21 protein-coding genes are annotated in these 21478 nt (G+C 64.0%); 8 read left to right on the plus strand and 13 right to left on the minus strand.

Features of this window, described 5'->3' with window-relative positions; all coding sequences use genetic code 11:
- Window positions 1–27: 27 nt before the first annotated feature.
- The 4 genes from AAGT95_RS20910 to AAGT95_RS20925 all read left to right on the plus strand — a co-directional run bounded on the left by AAGT95_RS20910 (window position 28) and on the right by AAGT95_RS20925 (window position 3368).
- Window positions 28–723, plus strand: a complete 696-nt coding sequence (locus tag AAGT95_RS20910) for a TenA family transcriptional regulator (protein WP_110598575.1) — start codon at window positions 28–30, stop codon at window positions 721–723.
- Window positions 710–1507 (plus strand): SDR family oxidoreductase, encoded by a 798-nt coding sequence (locus AAGT95_RS20915; protein WP_110598576.1) that lies wholly within the window; start codon window positions 710–712, stop codon window positions 1505–1507. Before AAGT95_RS20910 ends, AAGT95_RS20915 begins: the two co-directional genes overlap by 14 nt.
- Before the next feature lie 19 nt (window positions 1508–1526).
- Window positions 1527–2225: a hypothetical protein gene (locus AAGT95_RS20920; RefSeq protein ID WP_342595013.1), complete on the plus strand. Its 699-nt coding sequence runs from the start codon at window positions 1527–1529 to the stop codon at window positions 2223–2225.
- A gap of 147 nt (window positions 2226–2372) precedes the next feature.
- Window positions 2373–3368 (plus strand): LLM class flavin-dependent oxidoreductase, encoded by a 996-nt coding sequence (locus AAGT95_RS20925; RefSeq protein ID WP_342595014.1) that lies wholly within the window; start codon window positions 2373–2375, stop codon window positions 3366–3368.
- A gap of 418 nt (window positions 3369–3786) precedes the next feature.
- On the opposite strand, the gene tal is transcribed toward AAGT95_RS20925, so the two are convergent.
- The 7 genes from tal to AAGT95_RS20960 all read right to left on the minus strand — a co-directional run bounded on the left by tal (window position 3787) and on the right by AAGT95_RS20960 (window position 12447).
- A complete protein-coding gene (gene tal / locus AAGT95_RS20930; protein WP_110598578.1) occupies window positions 3787–4743 on the minus strand; it encodes a transaldolase in 957 nt (318 codons plus the stop codon).
- 249 nt (window positions 4744–4992) lie between these two features.
- Complete coding sequence (xylB, locus tag AAGT95_RS20935; RefSeq protein WP_342596559.1) at window positions 4993–6480, minus strand: xylulokinase; 1488 nt, start codon at window positions 6478–6480, stop codon at window positions 4993–4995.
- A 70-nt stretch (window positions 6481–6550) separates the two neighbouring features.
- Window positions 6551–8026, minus strand: coding sequence for a mannitol dehydrogenase family protein (locus AAGT95_RS20940; RefSeq protein ID WP_342595015.1), 1476 nt, complete (start codon window positions 8024–8026; stop codon window positions 6551–6553).
- 60 nt (window positions 8027–8086) lie between these two features.
- The gene (locus tag AAGT95_RS20945) at window positions 8087–9220 is read right to left on the minus strand and encodes an ABC transporter ATP-binding protein (RefSeq protein ID WP_110598581.1); all 1134 of its coding nucleotides are present in this window, start codon (window positions 9218–9220) and stop codon (window positions 8087–8089) included.
- Between the two features lie 45 nt (window positions 9221–9265).
- A complete protein-coding gene (locus AAGT95_RS20950) occupies window positions 9266–10090 on the minus strand; it encodes a carbohydrate ABC transporter permease (RefSeq protein WP_110598582.1) in 825 nt (274 codons plus the stop codon).
- Window positions 10087–10932: a carbohydrate ABC transporter permease gene (locus tag AAGT95_RS20955; RefSeq protein WP_110598990.1), complete on the minus strand. Its 846-nt coding sequence runs from the start codon at window positions 10930–10932 to the stop codon at window positions 10087–10089. Before AAGT95_RS20955 ends, AAGT95_RS20950 begins: the two co-directional genes overlap by 4 nt.
- A gap of 195 nt (window positions 10933–11127) precedes the next feature.
- Window positions 11128–12447 (minus strand): ABC transporter substrate-binding protein, encoded by a 1320-nt coding sequence (locus AAGT95_RS20960; RefSeq protein ID WP_110598583.1) that lies wholly within the window; start codon window positions 12445–12447, stop codon window positions 11128–11130.
- A 465-nt stretch (window positions 12448–12912) separates the two neighbouring features.
- Between AAGT95_RS20960 and AAGT95_RS20965 the strand changes: the two genes are divergently transcribed.
- On the plus strand, window positions 12913–13902 hold the full coding sequence (locus AAGT95_RS20965) for a LacI family DNA-binding transcriptional regulator (protein WP_162302601.1): 990 nt from the start codon (window positions 12913–12915) through the stop codon (window positions 13900–13902).
- Between the two features lie 49 nt (window positions 13903–13951).
- On the opposite strand, the gene AAGT95_RS20970 is transcribed toward AAGT95_RS20965, so the two are convergent.
- From AAGT95_RS20970 to AAGT95_RS20980, 3 genes are all read right to left on the minus strand, one after another.
- Window positions 13952–15376: a sensor histidine kinase gene (locus AAGT95_RS20970; RefSeq protein ID WP_240612299.1), complete on the minus strand. Its 1425-nt coding sequence runs from the start codon at window positions 15374–15376 to the stop codon at window positions 13952–13954.
- A complete protein-coding gene (locus AAGT95_RS20975) occupies window positions 15373–16044 on the minus strand; it encodes a winged helix-turn-helix domain-containing protein (RefSeq protein ID WP_110598585.1) in 672 nt (223 codons plus the stop codon). The genes AAGT95_RS20970 and AAGT95_RS20975 overlap by 4 nt, the downstream gene beginning before the upstream one ends.
- Window positions 16045–16110: 66 nt before the next feature.
- Window positions 16111–16455 (minus strand): PepSY domain-containing protein, encoded by a 345-nt coding sequence (locus AAGT95_RS20980; RefSeq protein ID WP_110598586.1) that lies wholly within the window; start codon window positions 16453–16455, stop codon window positions 16111–16113.
- Between the two features lie 211 nt (window positions 16456–16666).
- Here AAGT95_RS20980 and AAGT95_RS20985 point away from each other — a divergent pair, with 211 nt between their 5' ends.
- From AAGT95_RS20985 to AAGT95_RS20995, 3 genes are all read left to right on the plus strand, one after another.
- Window positions 16667–17155, plus strand: a complete 489-nt coding sequence (locus tag AAGT95_RS20985) for a hypothetical protein (protein ID WP_342595016.1) — start codon at window positions 16667–16669, stop codon at window positions 17153–17155.
- Window positions 17152–17505 carry a hypothetical protein gene (locus AAGT95_RS20990; RefSeq protein ID WP_110598588.1) on the plus strand — a complete coding sequence of 118 codons (354 nt, stop codon included), beginning with the start codon at window positions 17152–17154 and terminating at the stop codon, window positions 17503–17505. Before AAGT95_RS20985 ends, AAGT95_RS20990 begins: the two co-directional genes overlap by 4 nt.
- A gap of 239 nt (window positions 17506–17744) precedes the next feature.
- Window positions 17745–19040: a nitrate- and nitrite sensing domain-containing protein gene (locus tag AAGT95_RS20995; protein ID WP_342595017.1), complete on the plus strand. Its 1296-nt coding sequence runs from the start codon at window positions 17745–17747 to the stop codon at window positions 19038–19040.
- A gap of 171 nt (window positions 19041–19211) precedes the next feature.
- Here the strand turns inward: AAGT95_RS20995 and AAGT95_RS21000 are convergent, their stop codons facing one another.
- The 3 genes from AAGT95_RS21000 to cobA all read right to left on the minus strand — a co-directional run bounded on the left by AAGT95_RS21000 (window position 19212) and on the right by cobA (window position 20967).
- Entirely contained in the window at window positions 19212–19682 is a 471-nt protein-coding gene (locus AAGT95_RS21000; protein WP_342595018.1) for a GNAT family N-acetyltransferase, read from the minus strand.
- A gap of 87 nt (window positions 19683–19769) precedes the next feature.
- Window positions 19770–20111: a zinc ribbon domain-containing protein YjdM gene (locus AAGT95_RS21005; protein WP_342595019.1), complete on the minus strand. Its 342-nt coding sequence runs from the start codon at window positions 20109–20111 to the stop codon at window positions 19770–19772.
- Window positions 20112–20172: 61 nt separating this feature from the next.
- Window positions 20173–20967: a uroporphyrinogen-III C-methyltransferase gene (cobA, locus tag AAGT95_RS21010; protein WP_342596560.1), complete on the minus strand. Its 795-nt coding sequence runs from the start codon at window positions 20965–20967 to the stop codon at window positions 20173–20175.
- Between the last annotated feature and the right edge of the window lie 511 nt (window positions 20968–21478).

A 21478-nucleotide genomic window follows, 5' to 3' on the forward strand; every position in this document is an offset into this window, starting at 1 on the left:
TCCGTCCACGTCCGAGGAGACGACATCATGTCCCACTACGAAACTCTGCAACAAGCCACCGCCAGCCATCGCCAATGGCTGCTCGACACGCCGGTGATTCGCCAGGCGCTGGAGGGCAACATCACCCAGGAGATCTATCAGGCGTTTCTGGCGCAGGCTTACCATCACGTCAAACAGACGGTGCCATTGATGATGGCCTGCGGCGCGCGCCTGCCTCCGCGTCTCGAGTGGTTGCGTGGCGCGCTGGTCGAGTACATCGAGGAGGAGTACGGCCACCAGGAGTGGATCCTGGACGACATTCGAGCCCTGGGCGGCGATGCCGAGGCGGTCGCCAGCGCGACCCCGGCGCCGGCGACCGAACTGATGGTGCGCTACGTCCGTGACGTGATCGCCTACGACAATCCGGTCGGCTTCTTCGGCATGGTGCACGTATTGGAAGGCACCAGCACCGCCATCGCCACCCAGGCCGCCGAGCAGATGCGAGACCGCGCGGGCCTTCCGGCCAACGCCTTCCGCTATCTCGAATCCCACGGCAGCCTCGATATCGGCCATCTGGCGTTCTTCGAGGAGCAGATCAACCGGCTCGAAGACCCCGCCGACCTCCAGGCCATCATCGATGCCGCCAACATGGTCTACCGCCTCTACGGTGCCATGTTCCGCAACCTCCGCCAGGACGCCGACGACGCCGTCAGCCACGAGGGCCTGAGCCATGCGCTGGTCTGATCGCCGCATCCTGATCACCGGCGCCAGCGGCGGTATCGGACGTGAACTGGTGACCCTGCTGGCACAGCGCGGCGCACGGCTGCTGATCGTGGGGCGTAACGCCAGCGTCCTGAAAGCGCTGGCAGCGCTGGCGCCAGAGCGCATACGCACGCTGTCCGCGGACCTGACGACGTCCGAGGATCGTCGCCGGGTGGTCGAGACCGCGGAAGAGACGCGTATCGACATGCTGATCAACGCCGCCGGCGTCAATCACTTCGGCCTGTTCGACGAGCAGTCCCCGGCAGCGATCTCGTCGATGGTGGAACTCAACGTGACCGCCACCCTGCTGCTCACGCAAGCGCTGCTACCGCGACTGCTGCACGAGAACAGCGCCTGGATCGTCAACCTCGGTTCCGCGTTCGGCGCCATCGGGCACCCCGGCTACACCGCCTACTGCACGACCAAGTTCGCCCTGCGCGGATTCAGCCAGGCACTGCGCCGGGAACTGGCCGACACCCCGGTCCAGGTGCTTCACATCTCGCCTCGGGCCACCCGAACCGGCATGAACAGCGACCGCGCCGATGCCCTCAATACCGAACTGGGCAACCACGTGGACGAACCTGCCCAGGTCGCGGCAAGGGTGATTCGCGGCATCGAGGCGCAGGCTCGTGATCGGCAACTCGGTTGGCCGGAGTGCCTGCTGGTCAAGTTGAACGGGATCCTACCCGGCATCGTCGACCGCGCACTCAGGAAACGGCTCCCGACGATCCAGCAGCATGCACGTCGCCCCTCCCCCTCGCCATGATCCGTACACGGAGATCACCATGACAGCATACCGATCCATGAAGGTGCTGATGCTCGCCACCGCGCTTGCCACCATGTCGGGAATCGCGCTTGCCGGCAGCCCGCTCGCCCTGGCGGCCGAATCCCCGACGGCATCGAGCGCGGCATCGGCGACCGCGGTCGCCGCGGGTCTGCACGAGCTCCAGAGCCGCTGGGCCAATATCCAGTACAAGACGCCGGAAGCGCGGCGTGCCGACGCCTTCGATCAGCTCTACCAGCGCGCTCAGGCCTTGCTCAAGGCGCAACCCGATAGCGCGGCGCTGCACACCTGGGCAGGCATCATCCGAGGCTCCCAGGCGGGTGCGGAGGGTGGCCTGGGCGCACTCTCCCTGGTCAAGGAGGCGCGCTCCGAGTTCGAGCGGGCGATATCGATCGATCCGACGGCGCTGGACGGATCGGCCTATACCAGCCTGGGCACCCTCTATCACCAGGTCCCCGGCTGGCCCCTGAGCTTCGGCGACGACGACAAGGCGCGCGAGCTGCTGCAGAAAGGGTTGAACCTCAATCCCGACGGGATCGACAGCAACTACTTCTGGGCCCAATTCCTTCACGACGAGGGCGACGACGCGCAGGCCCGGCAGGCACTCGAGAAAGCGATGGCCGCCGCGCCGCGGCCCGGCCGGGAGACGGCCGATGCCGGACGTCGTCAAGACATTCAGGCACTGCTGCAGGAGATCTAGACGCAGCGGCCTCGCGCTAACGTCCGAGCAATCCGGCACAGCGTGGAGATCGACAGCGGGTATCGGTTGCATTCATCGCAACAGCCCTCATGATGGAGATCATGAGGGCGCTAACGAGCGCCCATCCATTTCCTGAAGGGAACGCTCATGTCACGACTCGCTGATACTCCTCTCTCGGTACTGGATCTGGCGCCGATCACGCGCGACGGCACCGCAGCGGAGACGTTCCGCCATAGCGTCGACCTGGCCCAGCAGACCGAGCGCCTGGGCTACAACCGCTACTGGCTGGCCGAGCACCACAATATCGACGGTATCGCCAGCGCGGCGACCAGCGTGCTGATCGGTCATATCGCCGGGGCGACCTCGACCATGCGCATCGGCAGCGGCGGGATCATGCTGCCCAATCATCCGCCGCTGGCGATCGCCGAGCAGTTCGGCACGCTGGCGACGCTCTACCCGGAGCGTATCGATCTCGGCCTCGGCCGTGCCCCGGGCTCCGACGGCATCACCATGCAGGCCATGCGTCGCGACCCGCGCGCCGGGGTCAACGATTTCCCCGATCGTCTCGACGAACTCCGCCGCTACCTGGGCGATACCGTACCCGGCCAGCGGGTGCGGGCGATTCCCGGCGAAGGCACCCATGTGCCGATCTGGCTGCTCGGTTCCAGCGGCTACAGCGCGCAGCTCGCGGCCAGGCTCGGGCTGCCGTTCGCCTTCGCCGGTCAGTTCGCCCCCGGTTACATGATCGAGGCCCTGCATCTCTATCGCGAAGGCTTCCAGCCGGGGGTGCTCGACAAGCCTCACGCGATGATCGGGATTCCGCTGATCGCCGCCGATACCGACGAGCGCGCCCGCTTCCTCGCCTCCACCCAGCAGCAGAAGTTCCTCAACCTGATCCGCGGCAAGAGTACGCGGACCCAGCCACCGGTGGAGCATCTCGACTGGTCGCCCCAGGAGCAGGCCATGGTCGCCCAGAATCTCGGAGCCGCCGTCGTCGGCGGGCCCGAGAGCGTACGCCAGCAACTGGACGAGCTGCTGGACCGTACCGGGGCCGACGAGATCATGGTCAACACCGACTGTTACGACCACGCCCAGCGGGTGAAGTCCTACGAGATTCTGGCGGATGTGTGGAGTAAGACGTAACCGACTCACGCAGTGGCTTGCTGTCGCGAGCTTCAATGATCTTGAATTAGCGATCCTCACCGTACATCGAATAAGGCTGGAATTTACCCGGCGTCTCCAAGACCGCGCGGGATGAGAAGCGCTAAGCCGGGTCGCGCGACATGGATGTCGCGCGAGGCGCGCCAGGACAAGGATGTCCGTGCGCGCCGACCCGGAGCGCAGGCGCATTCTCATACCGGGTTTCGCGGTCTTGCGACGCCAGTAGAGGGGGAGCGGCGAGGGGGCGAGCGTTAAGCCCCCTCGTCAATCAGCGGTGAGGATGGCTGATTCACGATCAGTGACGCACTCTTCACTCGGGAATCAGCCAAGCCCGGTCCATCAATAAAAAAACACCCGGCATATAGCCGGGTGTCTCTGCATCGAGCTTGAAAGAAAAGACTCAGCCCAATCGCTTGGCCAGCAGACCTTCCAGCTTCTTCTGGTCGGCGGCGAAGGTGCGAATACCTTCGGCCAGCTTCTCGGTGGCCATGGCGTCCTCGTTGTGCTCCCAGCGGAACTGCGCTTCGCCGATCGGGTCGAGACGCTTGGCGCCGCTACCCTGATCGGTGATCTTGCGCGTCACTTCGCCGTCCGTGGAGGCGAGTTCCTCGAGCAGCGCCGGCGAGATGGTGAGGCGGTTGCAGCCGGCCAGCGCCCGGATCTGGTCGGTGTTGCGGAAGCTGGCACCCATGACTACGGTGTCGTAGCCATACTGGCTGGCGTAGTCGCACACGCCGCGCACGAACTTGACGCCCGGGTCCTCGTCCGGCGCATAGGATTCGGTGCCGGTGGCCTTCTTGTACCAGTCGGTGACACGACCGACGAAGGGCGAGATCAGGTAGACGCCAGCCTCGAAGCAGGCCCGGGCCTGGGCATCGGAGAACAGCAGCGTCAGGTTGCAGTTGATGCCCTCCTTCTCGAGCTTTTCAGCGGCACGGATGCCTTCCCAGGTCGAGGCCAGCTTGATCAGCACCCGATCCTTGGAGACCCCCTGCTTCTCGTAGAGATCGATCAGGTGATGCGCCTTGTCGATGCTGGCCTGCTCGTCGAACGAGAGCTTGGCCGCCACCTCGGTGGAGACCCGTCCGGGCACCAGCTTGGTGATCTCGGTACCGATAGCCACCGATAGGCGGTCCACGGCTTCCTCGACGCGGGCGTCGACATCGCTGATGTCGGACTTGACCGCCGCCAGTGTCTCGTCGATCAGCGCCTGGTAACCCTCGAGATCGAAAGCCTTGAGGATCAGGGAGGGGTTGGTGGTCGCATCGTGCGGCTGATAGCGACGAATGGCATCCAGGTCGCCGGTATCGGCAACCACCATGGAAAGCTGTTTGAGAGAGTCGAGTTGCTGTGTCATGAATCGCTCCATCGTTGTGGCGTGTGATTGCATCCCGTCGCAATCCTGATTCTGAAAGCATAACACCGATACGTGGTCATCGCCGTGCCACATGGCGTGTTTCCGGCGATCGACGATCAGGGTCGATCCTGGTTGGACGGAGGGCCTGGCAAGTTGGAATTCCAGCGGAAAATCACCGCACCTGTTCTGTCTTATGAGGGGGAGAGGCGATGATTTCAATGCCCTCCCCCTTACCGCAATGAGCGAGCCTCAGGCGATGCCATACTCCCGGCTCAGCGCCTCACGATAGCGCCGGTAGATGCCGTCGTAGCTGGCGACCACTTCCGGCCGTGGCCGGGTCAGGGTGTCTTGGTCCAGCCGTACCCAATCCCGGCACAGCTCTTCCAGTGCCACCTCGGAGTCGCGATCGTCGCACCAGCGTGCCTGGATGGCGCCGCCGAAGGCGGCGGCTTCGGTGACTTCCGGGCATACCACCTCGAGATCGAGCACGTCGGCGACGATCTGACGCCAGACCGGACTCTTCGCACCACCCCCGACGAGACGAATCTGGGTCGCCTCGCTCGCCAGCGAGCCGAGCAGCTCGAGCCCGTAGCGCAACCCGAACGTGGCGCTCTCGACCGCCGCGCGACACAGGTTTTCCGGCGTGGTGTTGAAGCTGGTCATGCCGCTCATGCTGGCCTGCGCCTGCGGCAGCGCCGGCACACGCTCACCGCTGAAGAAAGGCAGCAGCGTGATGCCGCCCGCGCCCGGTTCCGCCTTGGCCACGGCGCGGTTGAACCCGTCGATGTCGAGCCCGACCAATTCCCGCAGCGTGGTCGTGGCCGAAGTCACGTTCATGGTGCAGATCAGCGGCAGCCAGCCGCCGTGACTGGCACAAAAGTTGGCCACCATGGCGTTTTCCGGCACCACCGCTTCGCCAGAGTGAACGGCGATGGTGCCTGAGGTGCCGAGACTGATCGTGACCCGGCCCGGCTCGATGTTGCCGGTGCCGATGGCGCCCATCATGTTGTCGCCGCCGCCGCTGGAGACGATGACGTCGTCGCTGAGGCCCAGCTCACGGGCCAGCGCCGGCCGCACCTTGCCCACCGCCTCGCGGGAGTCGATCAGTCGGGGCAGCACGCTGTCGAAGTCGAGCTCCGGGGCGATGATCTCGAACGCATCGCGCCGCCAGGTCCGCGCCCGCGTATCGAAGTAGCCGGTACCGGAGGCATCGCCCGGTTCGGCCACGCGCTCGCCGGTCAGCCAGAAGTTGAGGTAGTCGTGGGGCAACAGCAGCATGGCGATCCGGCGGTAGGCCTGCGGATGGGTCTCGCGCAGCCAGGCGACCTTCGAGGCGGTATAGCCGGTCTGCAGCACCAGGCCCAGCTTGTCGATGCAGCCCTGCTCGCCACCGAGCCGGTCGATCAGTCGCTCGTTCCACTCCGCGGTCTCGGTGTCGTTCCAGAGCTTGGCCGGGTGTACCGGTACGCCATCCTCGTCGAGAGCCACCATGCCGTGCTGCTGGCCGGAGACACCGATCGCGCGAATGGCCTCCGCGCCGACGCCGGCATCCTTCAGCGCCTCATCGAGCGCGCCACGGAACGCCTCGGTCCACTCCTCGACCCGCTGTTCCCGCCGCCCATGGTCGCCCTGCTCCAGCTTGTGGGGTCGCGAGGCCTCGCCGACGATGCGACCGTCGCTGCCATCGACCACCACCACCTTGGTGCTCTGGGTGCCACAATCCACGCCGATATACATCACATCCATCCCTTGATCAGTTCCGTCGAGGCCGGCGCCAGTGCCGCCCTCACCCTGTCGACCGCGGGGGTCAACTGGCGACGAGATGCTCGACGCAGGCCCGGGCGCCATCACGATAGAGACGATCCAGCGCATCGAGATAGGCCGAGCGGAACCGTTCGTCATCGGCCAGGTCCCCGAACAGCTGACGGTTCTCGATGAACGCGGTCGGCTGGTCGCGGTTGCGCTTGGCGATCGCCATCAGTTCGTCCTTGAGCCGGTCGACCACCGTGATCGGCTCGCCCTGCTCGTCGGCCCCCTCCGCATAACGCGCCCAGCTTGCAACGACCGCCGCGCTTCGATGGATCTCTCCTCCCTGGGCCAACTGCTCCCGGATCACCGGCAGCAGCCACTTGGGAATGCGATCCGAGCTCTCGGCGCAGAGTCGCGCCAGGGTATCCTTGATCTCCGGATTGGCGAAACGCGCGATCAGGGTCCGCTTGTAGTCGTCGAGATCGACCCCCGGCACCGGACGCAGCGTCGGCGTGCCCTCGCGGTTCATGTAGTCGAGCAGAAAGTCTACGAACAGCGGGTCCTGGCACACCTCATGGGCGTAGCGGTAGCCGGCCAGGTAGCCGAAATAGGTCAGCGCCTGATGGCTGGCGTTGAGCAGGCGCAGCTTCATCAGTTCGTAGGGCATGACGTCTTCGACCAGTTGCACGCCAACCTGGTCGTAGGCCGGGCGGCCCGCGTTGAAATGATCCTCCAGCACCCACTGGGTGAATGGCTCGCACACCACCGGCCAGCGATCCTCGATACCGAAGCGGCTTCCGATCTCTTCGATGTCGGCATCGGTGGTCACCGGCGTGATGCGATCGACCATCGAGTTGGGGAAGTGGACGTTGGCATCGATCCAGTCGCCCAGTTCCACGTCCCGCGCCCGGGCATAGGCCACGAACATCTTGTGGGCGACTTCGCCGTTGCCCTGGATGTTGTCGCAGGACATCACCGTGAACGGCTCGATGCCCCGCTCGCGACGTCGCGCCAACGCCTCGGCCACGATCCCGAAAGTGGTCCTGGGCGTCTTCGGCGAGGCCAGATCGTGCTCGACATCGGCGTTACCGAGATCGAACTCGCCAGTGACGTGGTGGAAGTTGTAGCCGCCTTCGGTCACCGTCAGCGAGACGATGCGAATCTTCGGATCCGCCAGCAGCTCCAGGGTGCCTTCGATGTCGTCCGGGGCGTAGCGATAGTCGATGATCGAACCGATCACTCGCGCCTGGTATTCGCCCTCGGGATGCTTGATCACCAGGGTATAGAGATGATCCTGGGCGGAGAGTGCCACCTGCATGCGACGGTCGCCAGGCATCACCCCGACGCCGACGATCCCCCAGTCCAGCGCCTCGCCCCGATTCATGAGGTCGTCGAGATACATCGCCTGGTGGGCGCGATGGAAACCGCCGACACCGAAGTGCACGATGCCGGGCGTGACCTGGGCCCGGTCGTAGGACGGCTTGGCGACGCTGCTGTCGAGTTGGTCGAGCGCCGCCGAATTCAACGATGCCATAGTGTTTCTCCTGAAAAAGTCACTGCCGTGGGTGATCCATCGCACAGGCCACGGTATCGGTCAGGCTTCCGCAGCCGAAGGCGCTGCCGTCGACTCGCGGGCAATGGCCAGTTCGCTCTCGCTGTCGAAAAGATGCAGCTTGTCGCTGTCGCAGGTCAGCGTCAGCGTGTCGCCGAGCTGCACCTTCCGATGGCCCGGGAGCTGTGCCGAAACGGCGTGTTCGCCCACGCTCAACTGCACCATGGTCACCGCCCCCAGCGTCTCGACGACATCCACCGTTCCCTCGATGCGATTGGTGGCCGCCGCGTCGCTCAAGCGGAGATGTTCCGGGCGGATACCGGCCCAGACGTCCGCCCCGCCCCGCGATGCCATGGTGGCTCGGTGGGCAGCGTCCAAAGAGAGCCGATAGCCATCTCCACTCACGACCCCATCGACATGCCTGGCGGGCAGGAAGTTCATCGAAGGGTTGCCGATGAAGCCGGCCACGAAGCGGTTGGCCGGGAACTCGTAGAGATTGATCGGCGTGTCGATCTGCTGGATCTTGCCATCCTTCATCACCACGATACGTTCGCCCATGGTCATCGCCTCGACCTGATCGTGGGTGACGTAGAAGGTGGTGACCTTGAGACGCTTGTGCAGCTTGACGATCTCGGCACGCATGTCGACGCGCAACTTGGCATCCAGGTTGGAGAGCGGCTCGTCCATCAGGAACACCTGCGGATCGCGCACGATCGCCCTACCCAGCGCGACACGCTGACGTTGCCCGCCGGAGAGTTCGCGCGGCTTGCGTTCGAGCAGATGCTGGATGCCGAGCGTCTGGGCCGCCTCGTCGATCTTCTGCTTGATCTCCTCGGCGGGGCGTTTCTTCAACCGCAGGCTGAACGCCATGTTCTCGGCCACGCTCATGTGCGGGTAGAGCGCGTAGCTCTGGAACACCATCGCAATGTCGCGCTCCTTGGGCGGCACCTGACTGACATCCCGGCCGCCGATCAGGATTTCGCCTTCGGTATTGCGCTCGAGCCCGGCGATCATGCGCATGGTGGTCGACTTGCCGCAGCCCGACGGCCCCACCAGGACCACGAACTCGCCGTCACGCGTGACCAGGTTGAAGTCGTCGACGGCGTTGCTGCTGCTGGCGCCCTTGAGTTGCGAACCATAATTCTTGGCGACGTTCTTGAGTTCGACGATAGCCATGTCGTTAACCCTCTATAGGAAATCCGTTACCAGCACGATCGCCGGTCATTTGACGGCGCCGAAAGTCAGGCCTCTGACCATCTGGCGTTGCGTGAACCAGCCGAGCACGATGATCGGCGCGATCGCCAGCACGGAGGCGGCGGACATCTTGGCCCAGAACAGCCCCTCGGCACTCTTGAACGAGGCAATGTAGACCGCCAGCGTCGCCGCGCTATGGTCGGTCATGGTGATGCTCCAGAACGACTCGTTCCAGGCCAGGATCAGCGCCAGCAGCCCCGTCGAGGCCAGCCCGGGCAGCGCCAGCGGCAGCACCACCTTGAACAGCGTCTGCATGATGCTAGCGCCGTCGATGTCGGCGGCCTCGACGATATCCTTGGGAATGTCGCGGAAGTAGGAGTAGACCATCCAGACGATGATCGGCAGGTTCATGGCGGTGAACAGCAGCGTCAGCCCCAACGCGTTGTCCAGCAGCCCGACCGCGCTGTAGACCAGGTAGATCGGGATCAGCACGCCCACCGCCGGGATGAACTTGGTCGAGACCATCCATACCAGCAGGAAGTCGGTGCGCTTGTTGGGATAGAACGCCATCGCATAGGCGGCCGGCACCGCCAGCGCCAGCCCGATGACGGTCGAGGCGACGGCGGTCAGCGCGGAGTTCCAGGCGTAGTGCCAGTAACCGCTGCCCTGCGCCAGGGCCATCTTGAAACTCTCCAGCGTCGGCGAGAAGAAGAAGTTCGGCACCACCGTGAAGGCCTGCTGCTCGGTCTTGAACGAGGTCAGCAGCAGCCACAGGATCGGGAAGAAGATCAGCAGTGCCACGCCCCACGCGAGTACGCCCAGGGCACCGTTGGCAAACCGGTTCGAATTCATCGTGCGGCTCCCGCGTTGAGGTTCCCGGCAATGAAGCGAATCAGCATGATGGCGAAGATGTTCGCCAGGATCACGGCGCCGATGGCGGCCGCCGAGGCGATGCCGATGTCGTTCTGCTGGAACACGGTCTGGAAGATGTAGTACGGCAGGTTGGTCGTGGCGGTGCCGGGGCCGCCGCCAGTGGTGGTGTAGATCTCCGCGAACGAGGTCAGGAAGAAGATGCTCTCAAGCATCACCACGACGTACAGCACCTGCCCCAGGTGGGGAATCACGATATGGCGGAACTCCTGCCAGGCACTGGCGCCATCGAGCTTGGCCGCCTCGATCTGGTCTTCCGGCAGCGACTGCAGGCCGGTCAGCAGCACCAGCAACGCGAACGGAGTCCATTCCCAGGTGATCATGATGATCACCGACAGCATCGGATAGTGGGCGAGCCAGTCGATCGGCTCCAGCCCCAGTTGTCGAGCCACCCAGGCGAACAGGCCGTAGACCGGATGGAACAACATGTTCTTCCAGATCAGCCCGGTCACGACCGGCATCACGAAGAACGGCGCGACCGCCAGCGTGCGCGCCACGCCTCGGCCGACGAAGGTCCGGTTGAAAAGCAGCGCCAGCGCCAGGCCCAGGCAGACCGTGATGACCAGGCTGGCCCCGACGATGATCAGGGTGTTGGCCAGCGATTTCCAGAAGGTGGGATCGCTCAACAGGATGGTGAAATTGGTCAACCCGGCGAAGCCGTTGTACATCGGCATGATCAGGTTGTACTGCTGAAACGAGTAATAGATGGTCATTGCCAGCGGCACGAGCATCCAGATCAGCAGGAAGATGACCGCCGGCGCCATCAGCAGTCGCGTCGTGCGAGCGAACGAGCGCGCACCGGCCTCTTCGGCGGATGGCGCGGTGGTCGAGGCGGTTCGAGAAATGGCTTTCATGCGTGATTCCCGTGGCTTTGGATTGCGTCATGCAACCACTGGTCCGACTTGCGCAGCGACACCGCCGATCGCCATGGCGGCTCGGCGGTGTCCGTGGCGAATCGCTTACTGCGGTTTGCCGGTCTGCTGCATGATGCGGTCGGTGAAGGTCTGCCCCTGCTGCAGCGCTTCATCGACGCTGCTCTGACCGGACAGCATCGCCGCCATCAGCTGGCCGACCCGTGTCCCGATCGCCTGGAACTGCGGAATGGTGACGAACTGCACGCCGGTATAGGGCACTTCCTGCGCGCTGGGGTCGTTCGGACTGGCGCTCTTGATCGCCGTCTCGACCAGCGGCGCGAACGGTGCTGCCTTGACGTAATCCTCGCTGGCATAGGTCGATTGGCGCGTTCCCGGCGGAACGGCCAGCCAGCCCTTGTCATCAGCCACGGCCTGGATGTAGTCCTTGGAAGTCGCCCAGTCGACGAAGGTCTTCGCCGCGTCCTGATGCTTGGAGGACTGCGGCACCGCCAGCGCCCAGGTGAACAGCCAGTTGGAGCCTTTCTCCGTCGTCTCGTAAGGCGCCTGAGCGAAGCCCACCTTGTCGGCGACCTGCGAGGTTTTCGGGTCGCTCACATAGCTCGCCGCGACGGTGGAATCCACCCACATCCCGCACTGGCCATTGGCGAACAGCGTCTCGGATTCGGTGAAGCCGTTGGAGGTCACGCCCGGAGGACCATAGTTGTTGAGCAGATCGACATAGGCGTGGGCCGCGTTCTTCCACTCTTCGCTGGTCAGCTGCGGTTTCCAGTCCATGTCGAACCAGCGACCGCCGAAGCTGTTGACCATGGTGCCGAACAGCGCCATGTTCTGCCCCCATCCGGGCAGTCCGCGCAGACAGATGCCATAGACGCCATCCGAGGGCGAATGAATCTTGGAGGCGAACTCCTCGACCTGGCTCCAGGTCGGCTTGTCCGGCATCTCGATCCCGGCCTTCTCGAACAGATCCTTGCGGTAGTAGGTCACCGAGGATTCCGCATAGAACGGCAAGGCGTAGAGCGTGCCGTCGACCGACAGGCCATCCTTGACCGGCTTGAGCAGATCATCGACGTCATAGCTCTCGGGCAGGTTCTCCATCGGCGTCAGCCAGTCGTTCTGCGCCCAGATCGGCGTCTCGTAGTTGCTCACGGTGACCACGTCGTACTGGCCGGCCCCGCTGGCGATATCGGTCGTGACCTTCTGCCGCAACTCGTTTTCCGGTAGCGTCACCCAGTTGACCTTGATATCCGGATGCGCGTCGTTGAACGCCGACATCATGCTCTGCATGGTCACCATGTCGGGGTTGTTCACCGTGGCGACGGTGATTTCCGTGCTCTGTGCCATGGCGACGGAGCAGACACTCAAGCCTGCGATCCCGACACCTGAAATGAACAAGGCAAGTCTCATCTGGAATTCCTCTCGTAGCGCTCGTTATTGCTATGTTTTCGACGGCGGTCATATTCGACGGCTATCGCGCCGAGCATCGAACGATCCCACGGATACGATCCGACCCGATCTACCCAGGCTGGCGTTGTGATGAAGAGGATCGACCGTGCACTCATGGATGCCTGCCCTGACGCACATGACATCAAGAGGAAATCATAGCGTTAACACTGAAGGAATCAAGCCGGCTGAATTTTAATTTATCTTTTAAAATCAATATATTGAAAAATATTAGACCAATGTTTAATGCCCCAAATAGACCTAAGTAGTAGAGAAAAACCAGTCCCTCGCGGACAATATCGATGTTATGAAATGACACAAAATGATATTAGATGCTCATGATCGTCACTGCACCGGGAGAGGTCGCCGGCTTGCCGGCCACGTTCTCGACAGTCGAAAATCACGAGTATCACCAGGGAGATGAGGTCGATGCCTCGAACCACGCTCGAAGATATTGCCCGACAGGCCGGGGTCAGCAAGATTACCGTCTCGCGGACCTTCTCTTCGCCGGAGAAGGTGCACGCCGAGACCCGTAGTCAGATATTGCGAATCGCCCGTGAACTCAATTACGTGCCGCAGTCGCAGACGGCCAATCGCGATCCCGCGATCACGCGAACGCTGGGTGTGGTCAACCCCAACATGAGCAACCCGTTCTTCGGCCGGATGACGCGGGAGATCACTCTGGCCGCCAGAGCCCGGGGCTATACGGTGCTGGTGTTCGACTCCTACGAGTCGGAAACGCTGGAAGACGAGGCGATCGGCAAGTTGATCGAATTCTCCGTCGATGCCGTCATCCTGTCGGTCATCTCCTCGGACATCGACTATCATCCGGCCTACCTGGATCGCCTGGAGGCGGCGAGGATTCCGGTGGTACTGGTCGACCGCGAGCTCAAGGCCGCGCATTACGGCGGCGTCTACATCGACAATCTCGACTGCGGTTATCAGGCCGGGCGCTACTGCCTGGAGAAGGGATTGACGCAGCTGCTCGCCGTGTCGGGCCCGGCCGACTCGATGGTCTCGATCGGGCGAATGTCCGGGCTGCGTGAAGCGATCGGCAGCCGACCGGTATCGCTCGAGGTGATCTACAGCGATTTCAGCTTCGAGCCCGCCTATCTGGCGCTACGCGACTATCTGCGCGACCACTCCTGGCCAGAGGCGATCATCGGGGCCAACAACCAGATCACCATGGCGGTGCTGAAGCTCTGTCACGAACAGGGCGTCGTGCCACAGCGAGACGTCCAATTGTTCAGCATCGACGACATCGAGCATAGCGACGTGTTCGGGGTGCATATCCCCTGCATTCACCACAATTTGCCGGAAATTGCCCAGCAGGCGCTGCAGCTGGCATTGGCGGCGATCCAGTCACCGGACCAGCGCGGATTCCGAACCGTGGTACGAGGCCAGCTGCGTACCTGGTGACAGGCCCGCGGGCCGGGCACGGCTGCCGCGAGGATCGAGCGGAAGACGATCAGTCGGGTGCCGATGTCGGGCCGGCAGCATTGCCGACCTGGGCGGAGACCGGTGACGCGGGCAACCAGACATCGGCCGCCAGCCCGCCCAGCGCCGCTCGCTCGAGGCGCAGGGTGCCACCGTAAAGCATCATCAGATCCTCGACGATCGACAGTCCCAACCCGGAGCCGGAGCCGCGGGCATCCAGGCGCACGCCCCGCGCCAGCGCCGACTCACCCTGGGCACGCGTCATTCCCGGACCGTCGTCCTCGATACGCAGGCGAACTCCCTGGGGTACCTGGGAGACCGTGAACGAGACCCTGGTGCTTGCCCAGCGCAGCGCATTCTCCAGCAGATTGCCGGTGAGCTCCTGGATATCCTGCGGGTCGATACGCGCCGCCGCCCTGGGATCGATATCGGCATCGAACCGCACGCCACGACGCTCCGCGAGCCTGGCCAACCCCTGCACCACCGGGGCGATCGCGTCACCGATCGCCACACGCCCCGAGAATGCCACGCCGCCCGCCGCCGAGGCTCGCGCCAGATGATGACGCACCGCGTCATCGATGCGCGTCAGCTCGGTGTTGATGGGCCTGCGCTGCTCCTCGGGGAAGCGCTCCGACAAGGTCTTCAGCACGCTGACCGGCGTCTTCAGCGCGTGCGCCAGATTGCCGGCCGCCGCGCGGCCTCGCTCGATCAAGCGCCGATCGCGCTCGAGCACGCCGTTCATGGCCAGCGCCAGTTCCTTGAGCTCCATCGGCAACTGCGTGTCCAGCCGCTCGCTCTCGCCCTCCTCCACCGACTGCAGGTTGGCCGACATGCGTCTCAGTGGCGCGAGCCCCCAGCGCATCTGAAGCGCCAGCCCCGCGAGCAGCAGCACCCCGAAGGCGGCCAGCGACAGGATCAGCAGGCGCTCGAAGCGCCCGACCTCGTGATCCAGCTCGGCGGTCGAACCTGCCAGCGCCACATGGATGACATCGCTGTAGCCAGGCAAGCGGAGATCGCGCTCGATCATGCGCAGCGCGTCGTCTCGCGGGCCTTTGACTTCATAGATATTGATCCCGTTGTGGTGGCCGGGGATGGGCAGCCGCTGGTCCCACAGCGAGCGCGACGTCATGGTGAGATCGCCCCCATCGCTCACCTGCCAGTACCAACCGGAGTAGACGCGGTCGAAGCGAGCGTCGCCCAGCGAGCGATTGAGGTGCAGGCGCTGACCGACACTGTCGACCTGAATCCCGGCCAGCAGGGCATTGAGCTGGGATTCGAGCCGGCTGTCGAAAGAGGCGGTGGCGGATTGGCGAAAATTGTAACTCAGCCCGACACCGGCCAGCGGGAGCAGCACGATGACCAGAAGCAGTGACGCCACCAGCAGACGTGCCCCCAATGGCGCCAGGCGCAGACGTTCGCCCAGGTGGAGAATCCAGCGGGGTCGCCAACGCTTCAAGTATCGGCCTCGAGATCGACCAGACGGTAGCCCTGGCCTCGAAGCGTCTCGATCCGGGCGCGACCGAACTTGCGTCGCAAGCGACTGATCTGCACGTCGATGACGTTGGAGTCGGGCTCATGGTCGCGGTTGTAGACGTGCTCGACCAGTTCGGCCCGACTGACGATGCGTGGAGAGGCGTGCATCAGGTAGGAGAGCAGCCGGGACTCCTGAGCGGTCAACGTAATGGGGCGGCCCGCCAGCGAGACGCTGCCGGAGTGGGTGTCCAGGGTCAGCTCCCCCACCCGGATCACGGGATGGGCATGGCCATGGCTGCGCCGGACCAGCGCGCGCAGGCGGAACAGCACTTCGGCGGTCTCGAACGGCTTGACCACGTAGTCATCGGCGCCGGCGGAAAAGCCCGCGGCCTTGTCGGACCAGCGCTCCCGTGCCGTCAGGACCAGCACCGGCAGATCGATGTCGTCCTCCCGCCACTGGGAGAGCCAGCGGGTGCCATCGCCATCGGGCAGTCCCAAATCCAGGATGATCGCATCGTAGCGTTCGGTGCGGACCAGGAAGTCGGCCTCCCGCCCGGTGGTGGTCGACTCGATCAGCAACCCGGCCTCGGCAAGGGCATCGGCCAGCGCCTCGGCGAGCGCCGCATCGTCCTCGACCAACAATACCTTCATTACCGACTCCCCGGTTCCAGGCTCATCCACCGTCGCTGCTCCGCGGCGACGTGCGACGACAATCGTTCACGGCGACTTCTTCATCGCCTCGATATTGACTCCCTCGACGCTCAGCAGCTCGCCACTGGTTGCATCGAACTCGAACTCCACCACCTGCCCCTGGGGCCCGATCATCTCCACCTCGTACTCGATCCGGCCATCCTCCTGCTCCAGTTCGACCTCGAGAATCTGTCCTTCGTAGCGGGCTTCCAGCCAGTCCATGATCTCGTCGATACCGACCAGGTGGCCTTCCTTGACCTCCTTGTGGAGATCCCGCCAATTGTCGCCGTCGGCGCTCGCAGGCACCAGTGCCCCGCTCATCATCAATGGCAGGGTCACGATCAACAGCACGAGGAGGTTGCGAAGTTTCATGTCGCCAGTGTGCCGTAATTGCCATGAATCCGACATGAACATCCGGCCGGACGAGCACCATCCCTATCGGCCGTCGAGGGGCGATTAACGCAATATGAATGTCACCGTCAGTTCGACGCAAGGTCTGCGCGCGTATAACGGATGACAGTGTCGACCACGTTCGACAGACGCGACCCGCGTCTTCCGGAAACGGTCACTCAGGAGGTACGTGATGAAAAATCGCTTATGGCTACTCCCTGCCGTCGCCCTTGGCGGAGGTTTCGGCGTCAACGCCCTGGCCGACGACACCCCGCTCTCCTACGGTCAGTTGGAGAGGCTGCTCAACAGCGCAGAGGATTACGGTTTCAATCGCTACGAGAAACTGGACGCCGATCACGATGACAACCGTTTCGAGATCGAGGGCTGGCGCGCCGATGGCTGGGAACTCGACGTGTCGATGACGCTGAACGATGGGACGCTGACGCGAGAGAGTCAGCGGAAGTCGATCGCTCCGGACTGGGGACTGACCAGAGAGGAGCTCGACGCGGCACTCTCCAAGGCCCGGGCCGGTGGAATGCAACATTTTGCGGAGCTCGAGGTCGATAGTAATGGGCACGTCGAGATCGAGGGCTACAATGCGCAGCAAGCGCAGTTCGAACTCGACCTGCACCGCGATGAGCTGAATTCCGAGCATCTCGACAGCGGGAGTGAAAACGGATGACCGACAACCGCCAGAACGACAACGCCGCCTGGCGTGCCGCCCAGCAGTGGCGCGAGCGCGTTCAGCAGACCCGCCCCAGCCAGGGGGCCAGCGGGATTCGACTGTTGCTGACCTGGCTACTGTTCGGCGCCATGCTGATCATTGGCACCCTGCTGGGGCTGTTCTTCCTCGTCATCGGCTGGGCCATGCTACCGTTTCTTCGCCACCGGATGAAAAAACGCGCAGAACAGGTACGTGCCTCCCGGGCGCAATACGCCGGCGGCAGCGCCGACCATGGCGGTGAGGCCGCTACCGGGCGCTCTCAGCGGGTGCTCGACGGCGAATACGAAGTCCGCTCCAGGGATAATTGATCGGGCCGGCGCCCGCCGGCTCTCCCGCCATCGATCGCATCGCGCGCCGTGTCGCTTCAGCAATGATCGATCCGGCTCGCCGTCTCCTGTCATCTCAACGCGCTGACCGCGTGCGCCTTCCCGGCGTACGCGGTAGAGTCATTTACGACCTTGGTAGAGCAGGCCATCGCGACTGCGCCGGCAGCGCCTTGCCGTGCTGGCGTCGATAACAATAATCCGACAGTAAGGCTCCGTGACCCATGAACGCGATCGACCGACTGTTGCGCGCGGCCAAGATTTCCGAGATCGAACAGCTGACTGGCCTGGCGGAAACCGCCGCCGTCGTCGGCGATATCACTCGTTTCGTCCATGCCCTGCAACGTGAGCGAGGCGCCTCCAGCATCTATCTCGGTTCAGGTGGCCTGCGCTTCACCAGGCAGCGGCACCAGCGCATCGCCGACAGCCTTCAGGCCGAGACCACGCTGCGCCAGCGCCTGGAGGAGTGGGCGACACCGAACGAGGCAGACCGAATCTCGCACCGGCTCGCCAGCGCCCGTCTGCTGACCCGGGTCGCGGCGGTCTGGCAGGGACTCGACGCCCTCCCCGGCATCCGTCTCGATATCGACGCGCAACGCCTGACCGCGGACGACGCCGTGCGGTTGTTCAATCGGCTGATCAGCAATCTGCTGTCGGTCATCTTCGAAGCCGCGGACACGGCCAGTGACGCCGAAATCACCCGCGTGCTGGTCTGCCTGTTTCACTTCATTCAGGGCAAGGAGCTGGCCGGGCAGGAGCGCGCCTGCGGCGCCTTCGGCTTCACCTCGGGCGCCTTCGATGAAGCTCACCGCCACACGATGCGGCAACTGATCGATGCCCAGCACCGCTGCTTCGAGACCTTCGCCGAGTTTGCCAGCGCCGACCTGATCTCTCGCTGGCGCCATGAGCTGGACCAGCCGATCCATACCGCCATCGTTCGGCTGCGTGAACTGGCGACACTGGATGCGCCACTCCCCGACGATCTCGACGACCCGGGCGAGCAGTGGTATGCCATCGCCACGCAGCGGATCGACGCCATGAAGGGGATCGAAGATCGTCTGGTGGAAGAGCTTCAACGGAGTTGCCGGGAGCGTATCGCCCAGACCGAGCGCGATATCGACAATGCCTCGGGTCTGCAGGATGCGCTGAGCGGTGAGCGGTGGGTGGCCCCGGTGAAGCTGCTGCTGGATGCGCCGGACGCGGATCAGGCCTCGAGTCTCGGCGCGCTGACCGCCAGTGCGATGGATTCACGCTTCAGCCGCTCGCTGATCGGGCTGGTACAGCTGCAGAACGCCAGGCTCCAGCAGATCAGCGACGAACTCGAAAGCACTCGCAGGAGCCTGCGCGACCGCAAGCGGATCGATCGCGCCAAGGGCCTGCTGATGACCCATCAGCAGCTGTCCGAAGACGAGGCTTACCGGCTGTTGCGCAAGACCGCCATGGATCAGAGCAAGCCGCTGATCGAGGTGGCGCAGAACGTGATCGACCTGGTCGAGATGCTCTCCGCGAAGCGGGTCTGAACCCAGGCGAGCCTGAACCAGGGCCTCGAACCACCCGCCAGACGCTGTCGGTGCAGTGGCCGGGGGCGTTGCACCGGCCTGAGGCTCCGTCCGCTCGCGCTCCCATCGCCGTGCATCACGGGATCGAGCTTATGTTGTTGAACCTCGTCGATAACGGCGATTCTGGTCTTTTCAGAGGTCCTGGTGCATCAACGTGACGCGTTCGCCACGATAAATCACGGATTCGAAGGGCACCCAGCCCAGACGCGCGTAAAACGCCACCTGGTCGGGTGTGTAGAGATAAAGTCGCCGACAATCCGCTTCCCGGGCCTCGGTCTCCACCGTCGCCACCAATGCCGAGGCGATACCGCGGCCGCGCCAAGCCGGCAGGACGAAAACGGAGGCGAGCCAAGGCCCCATGAGGGGCCGACTGCTCATGTCGCTGACGGTCAGGCTCGCGGTAGCTATCGGCTCGCCATCGTTCATGGCCGCGAATACCGAAGGTACGCCTCTGGCACCGCAATCCTCGCGGGTGTCGTCCCGCCATTCGTCGAACGTCGTGTGCGGGTGGAGTCCGCCCCAGGCGTCGAAGGTCCAACGCGATACCGTTTCGATGCCAAGCGTGTCAGCGCGGTCCAACCGAGAGATCTTCCAGTCCATCATGGCCCCACCCGTGATGCTGAATCCCAAGTCGATCGACGGCTAGAGAAGCCCGATAGGTCCAACGCCCGAGCTGGCGTCGATTCGATGTCAGGCCTTCTTGACGAACTCGGACTTGAGCTTCATGGCGCCAATCCCGTCGATCTTGCAGTCGATATCGTGATCGCCATCGACCAGGCGGATGCTCTTGACCTTGGTGCCCACTTTCACGACCTGTGAAGACCCCTTGATCTTCAGATCCTTGATCACGGTCACGCTGTCGCCGTCGGCAAGCGGGGTGCCGTGCGCGTCAGTGACCGTCCGTTCATCGTTCTCACTATCGGCAGTCGCCACGCTGGACCATTCATGGGCGCACTCGGGGCAGATGAATAGCAGGTTGTCGGCATAGGTATATTCTGACCCGCACTGCGGGCAGGCTGGTAGTTGACTCACGTGTAGACCCTCGACATCTGGAAAGTGGCGAAGTCTACGCCGCCGACCCGAGGCTGCCCAGTCAAAGGTCGGCATCGATCGGGATCGACGCACGGATGGTGGCCTGGGCCATGTCGACGATGCTGCCGACCACGACCAGGCAAGGCGAGGGCAACGGGTTGGCGGCGAGCCTCCGAGGCATGTCCGCCAGCGTACCGATGAGCGCCTGCTGCTCGGGTAGCGAAGCATTGGCGACCAGCATCACAGGCCACTCGGCCGGAAGGCCGGCACCGGTCAGGCCTTCACAGATCATCTCGAGGCGGTCGAGCCCCATGTAGAAGACCAGTGTCTCATCTCGGTGGGCAAGCGTCGTCCAGTCGGGCATCGCCTCGTCGCTGCACTGTCGGGCGGTAATGAAACGCAAGCGCTGGGCGTGGGCACGATCGGTCAACGGCAGCCCCAACGCCGCCGCGGCGCCGGAAGCGGCCGTGATGCCGGGCACGATCTCGCTGTCGATACCGGCATCGGCGAGCGCGGCTAGCTCTTCGCCCATGCGCCCGAAGATCCCCGGATCGCCGCCCTTGAGTCGCACCACGCGTTTGCCCTCGGCGGCGAGTCTCACCATCAGATCGCCGATTTCCGCCTGCGGCACGCTGTGATCGCCCTTCGCCTTGCCGACGTAGTAGCGTTCGCACCCTTTCGGTAACAAGGCGAGGATCTCGGCGCCGACCAGGCGATCATAGACTACCGCTTGTGCTGACTCGATGCGCCGCAGCGCACGAACGGTCAGCAGATCAGCCGAGCCCGGGCCCGCCCCCACCAGCGAGACCCGGCAGTTACGCTGCCCAACTGCACCAATACGGCCCTTGGCGTCCATGGCGGCGAAGAGCCACTGCTGGGCCGTTTGCCGCATGCGTGCCATCCAACCGGTCGAGCCAGGCGCCCATTCCCGCCTGGATCGATGAGTGGGATGATGAATCGGGATACGACTCGGATGACAGGCTGGCATCGGCAGACTCCTCTTCCAACGGCAATTTCCAATCGGGTTGACGCGAATCGTGTAACCGGGCGAGGCAGAGCGCTACGCCTGTCACCTGAAGAGAGGCCGCGCTCGAACGCAAAGAGGCCCGACTCACCGCCATGGGTGAGTCAGGCCTCTTTGCCTGCCGTCGGCCCAGAGAGGACCGACACTTCAACTGTCTCTTCCGCAGCCGATGACACGGTTCGTGCCTCGCTCCTGCACTCCGGCCCGACACCCTCTTTGGCATCCGACCACCGCCTTGTCGGCGTTTCGATTCATCCATCATTGGGCAATTTCAGGGCCAACAATCGCCTTTACCTTTCCAGACAGTCACCTGTCTCCCCCGTCCAGCCCCATTCCCCATCCG

The sequence above is a fragment of the Salinicola lusitanus genome (assembly GCF_038648475.1).
Classification (GTDB): domain Bacteria; phylum Pseudomonadota; class Gammaproteobacteria; order Pseudomonadales; family Halomonadaceae; genus Salinicola; species Salinicola lusitanus.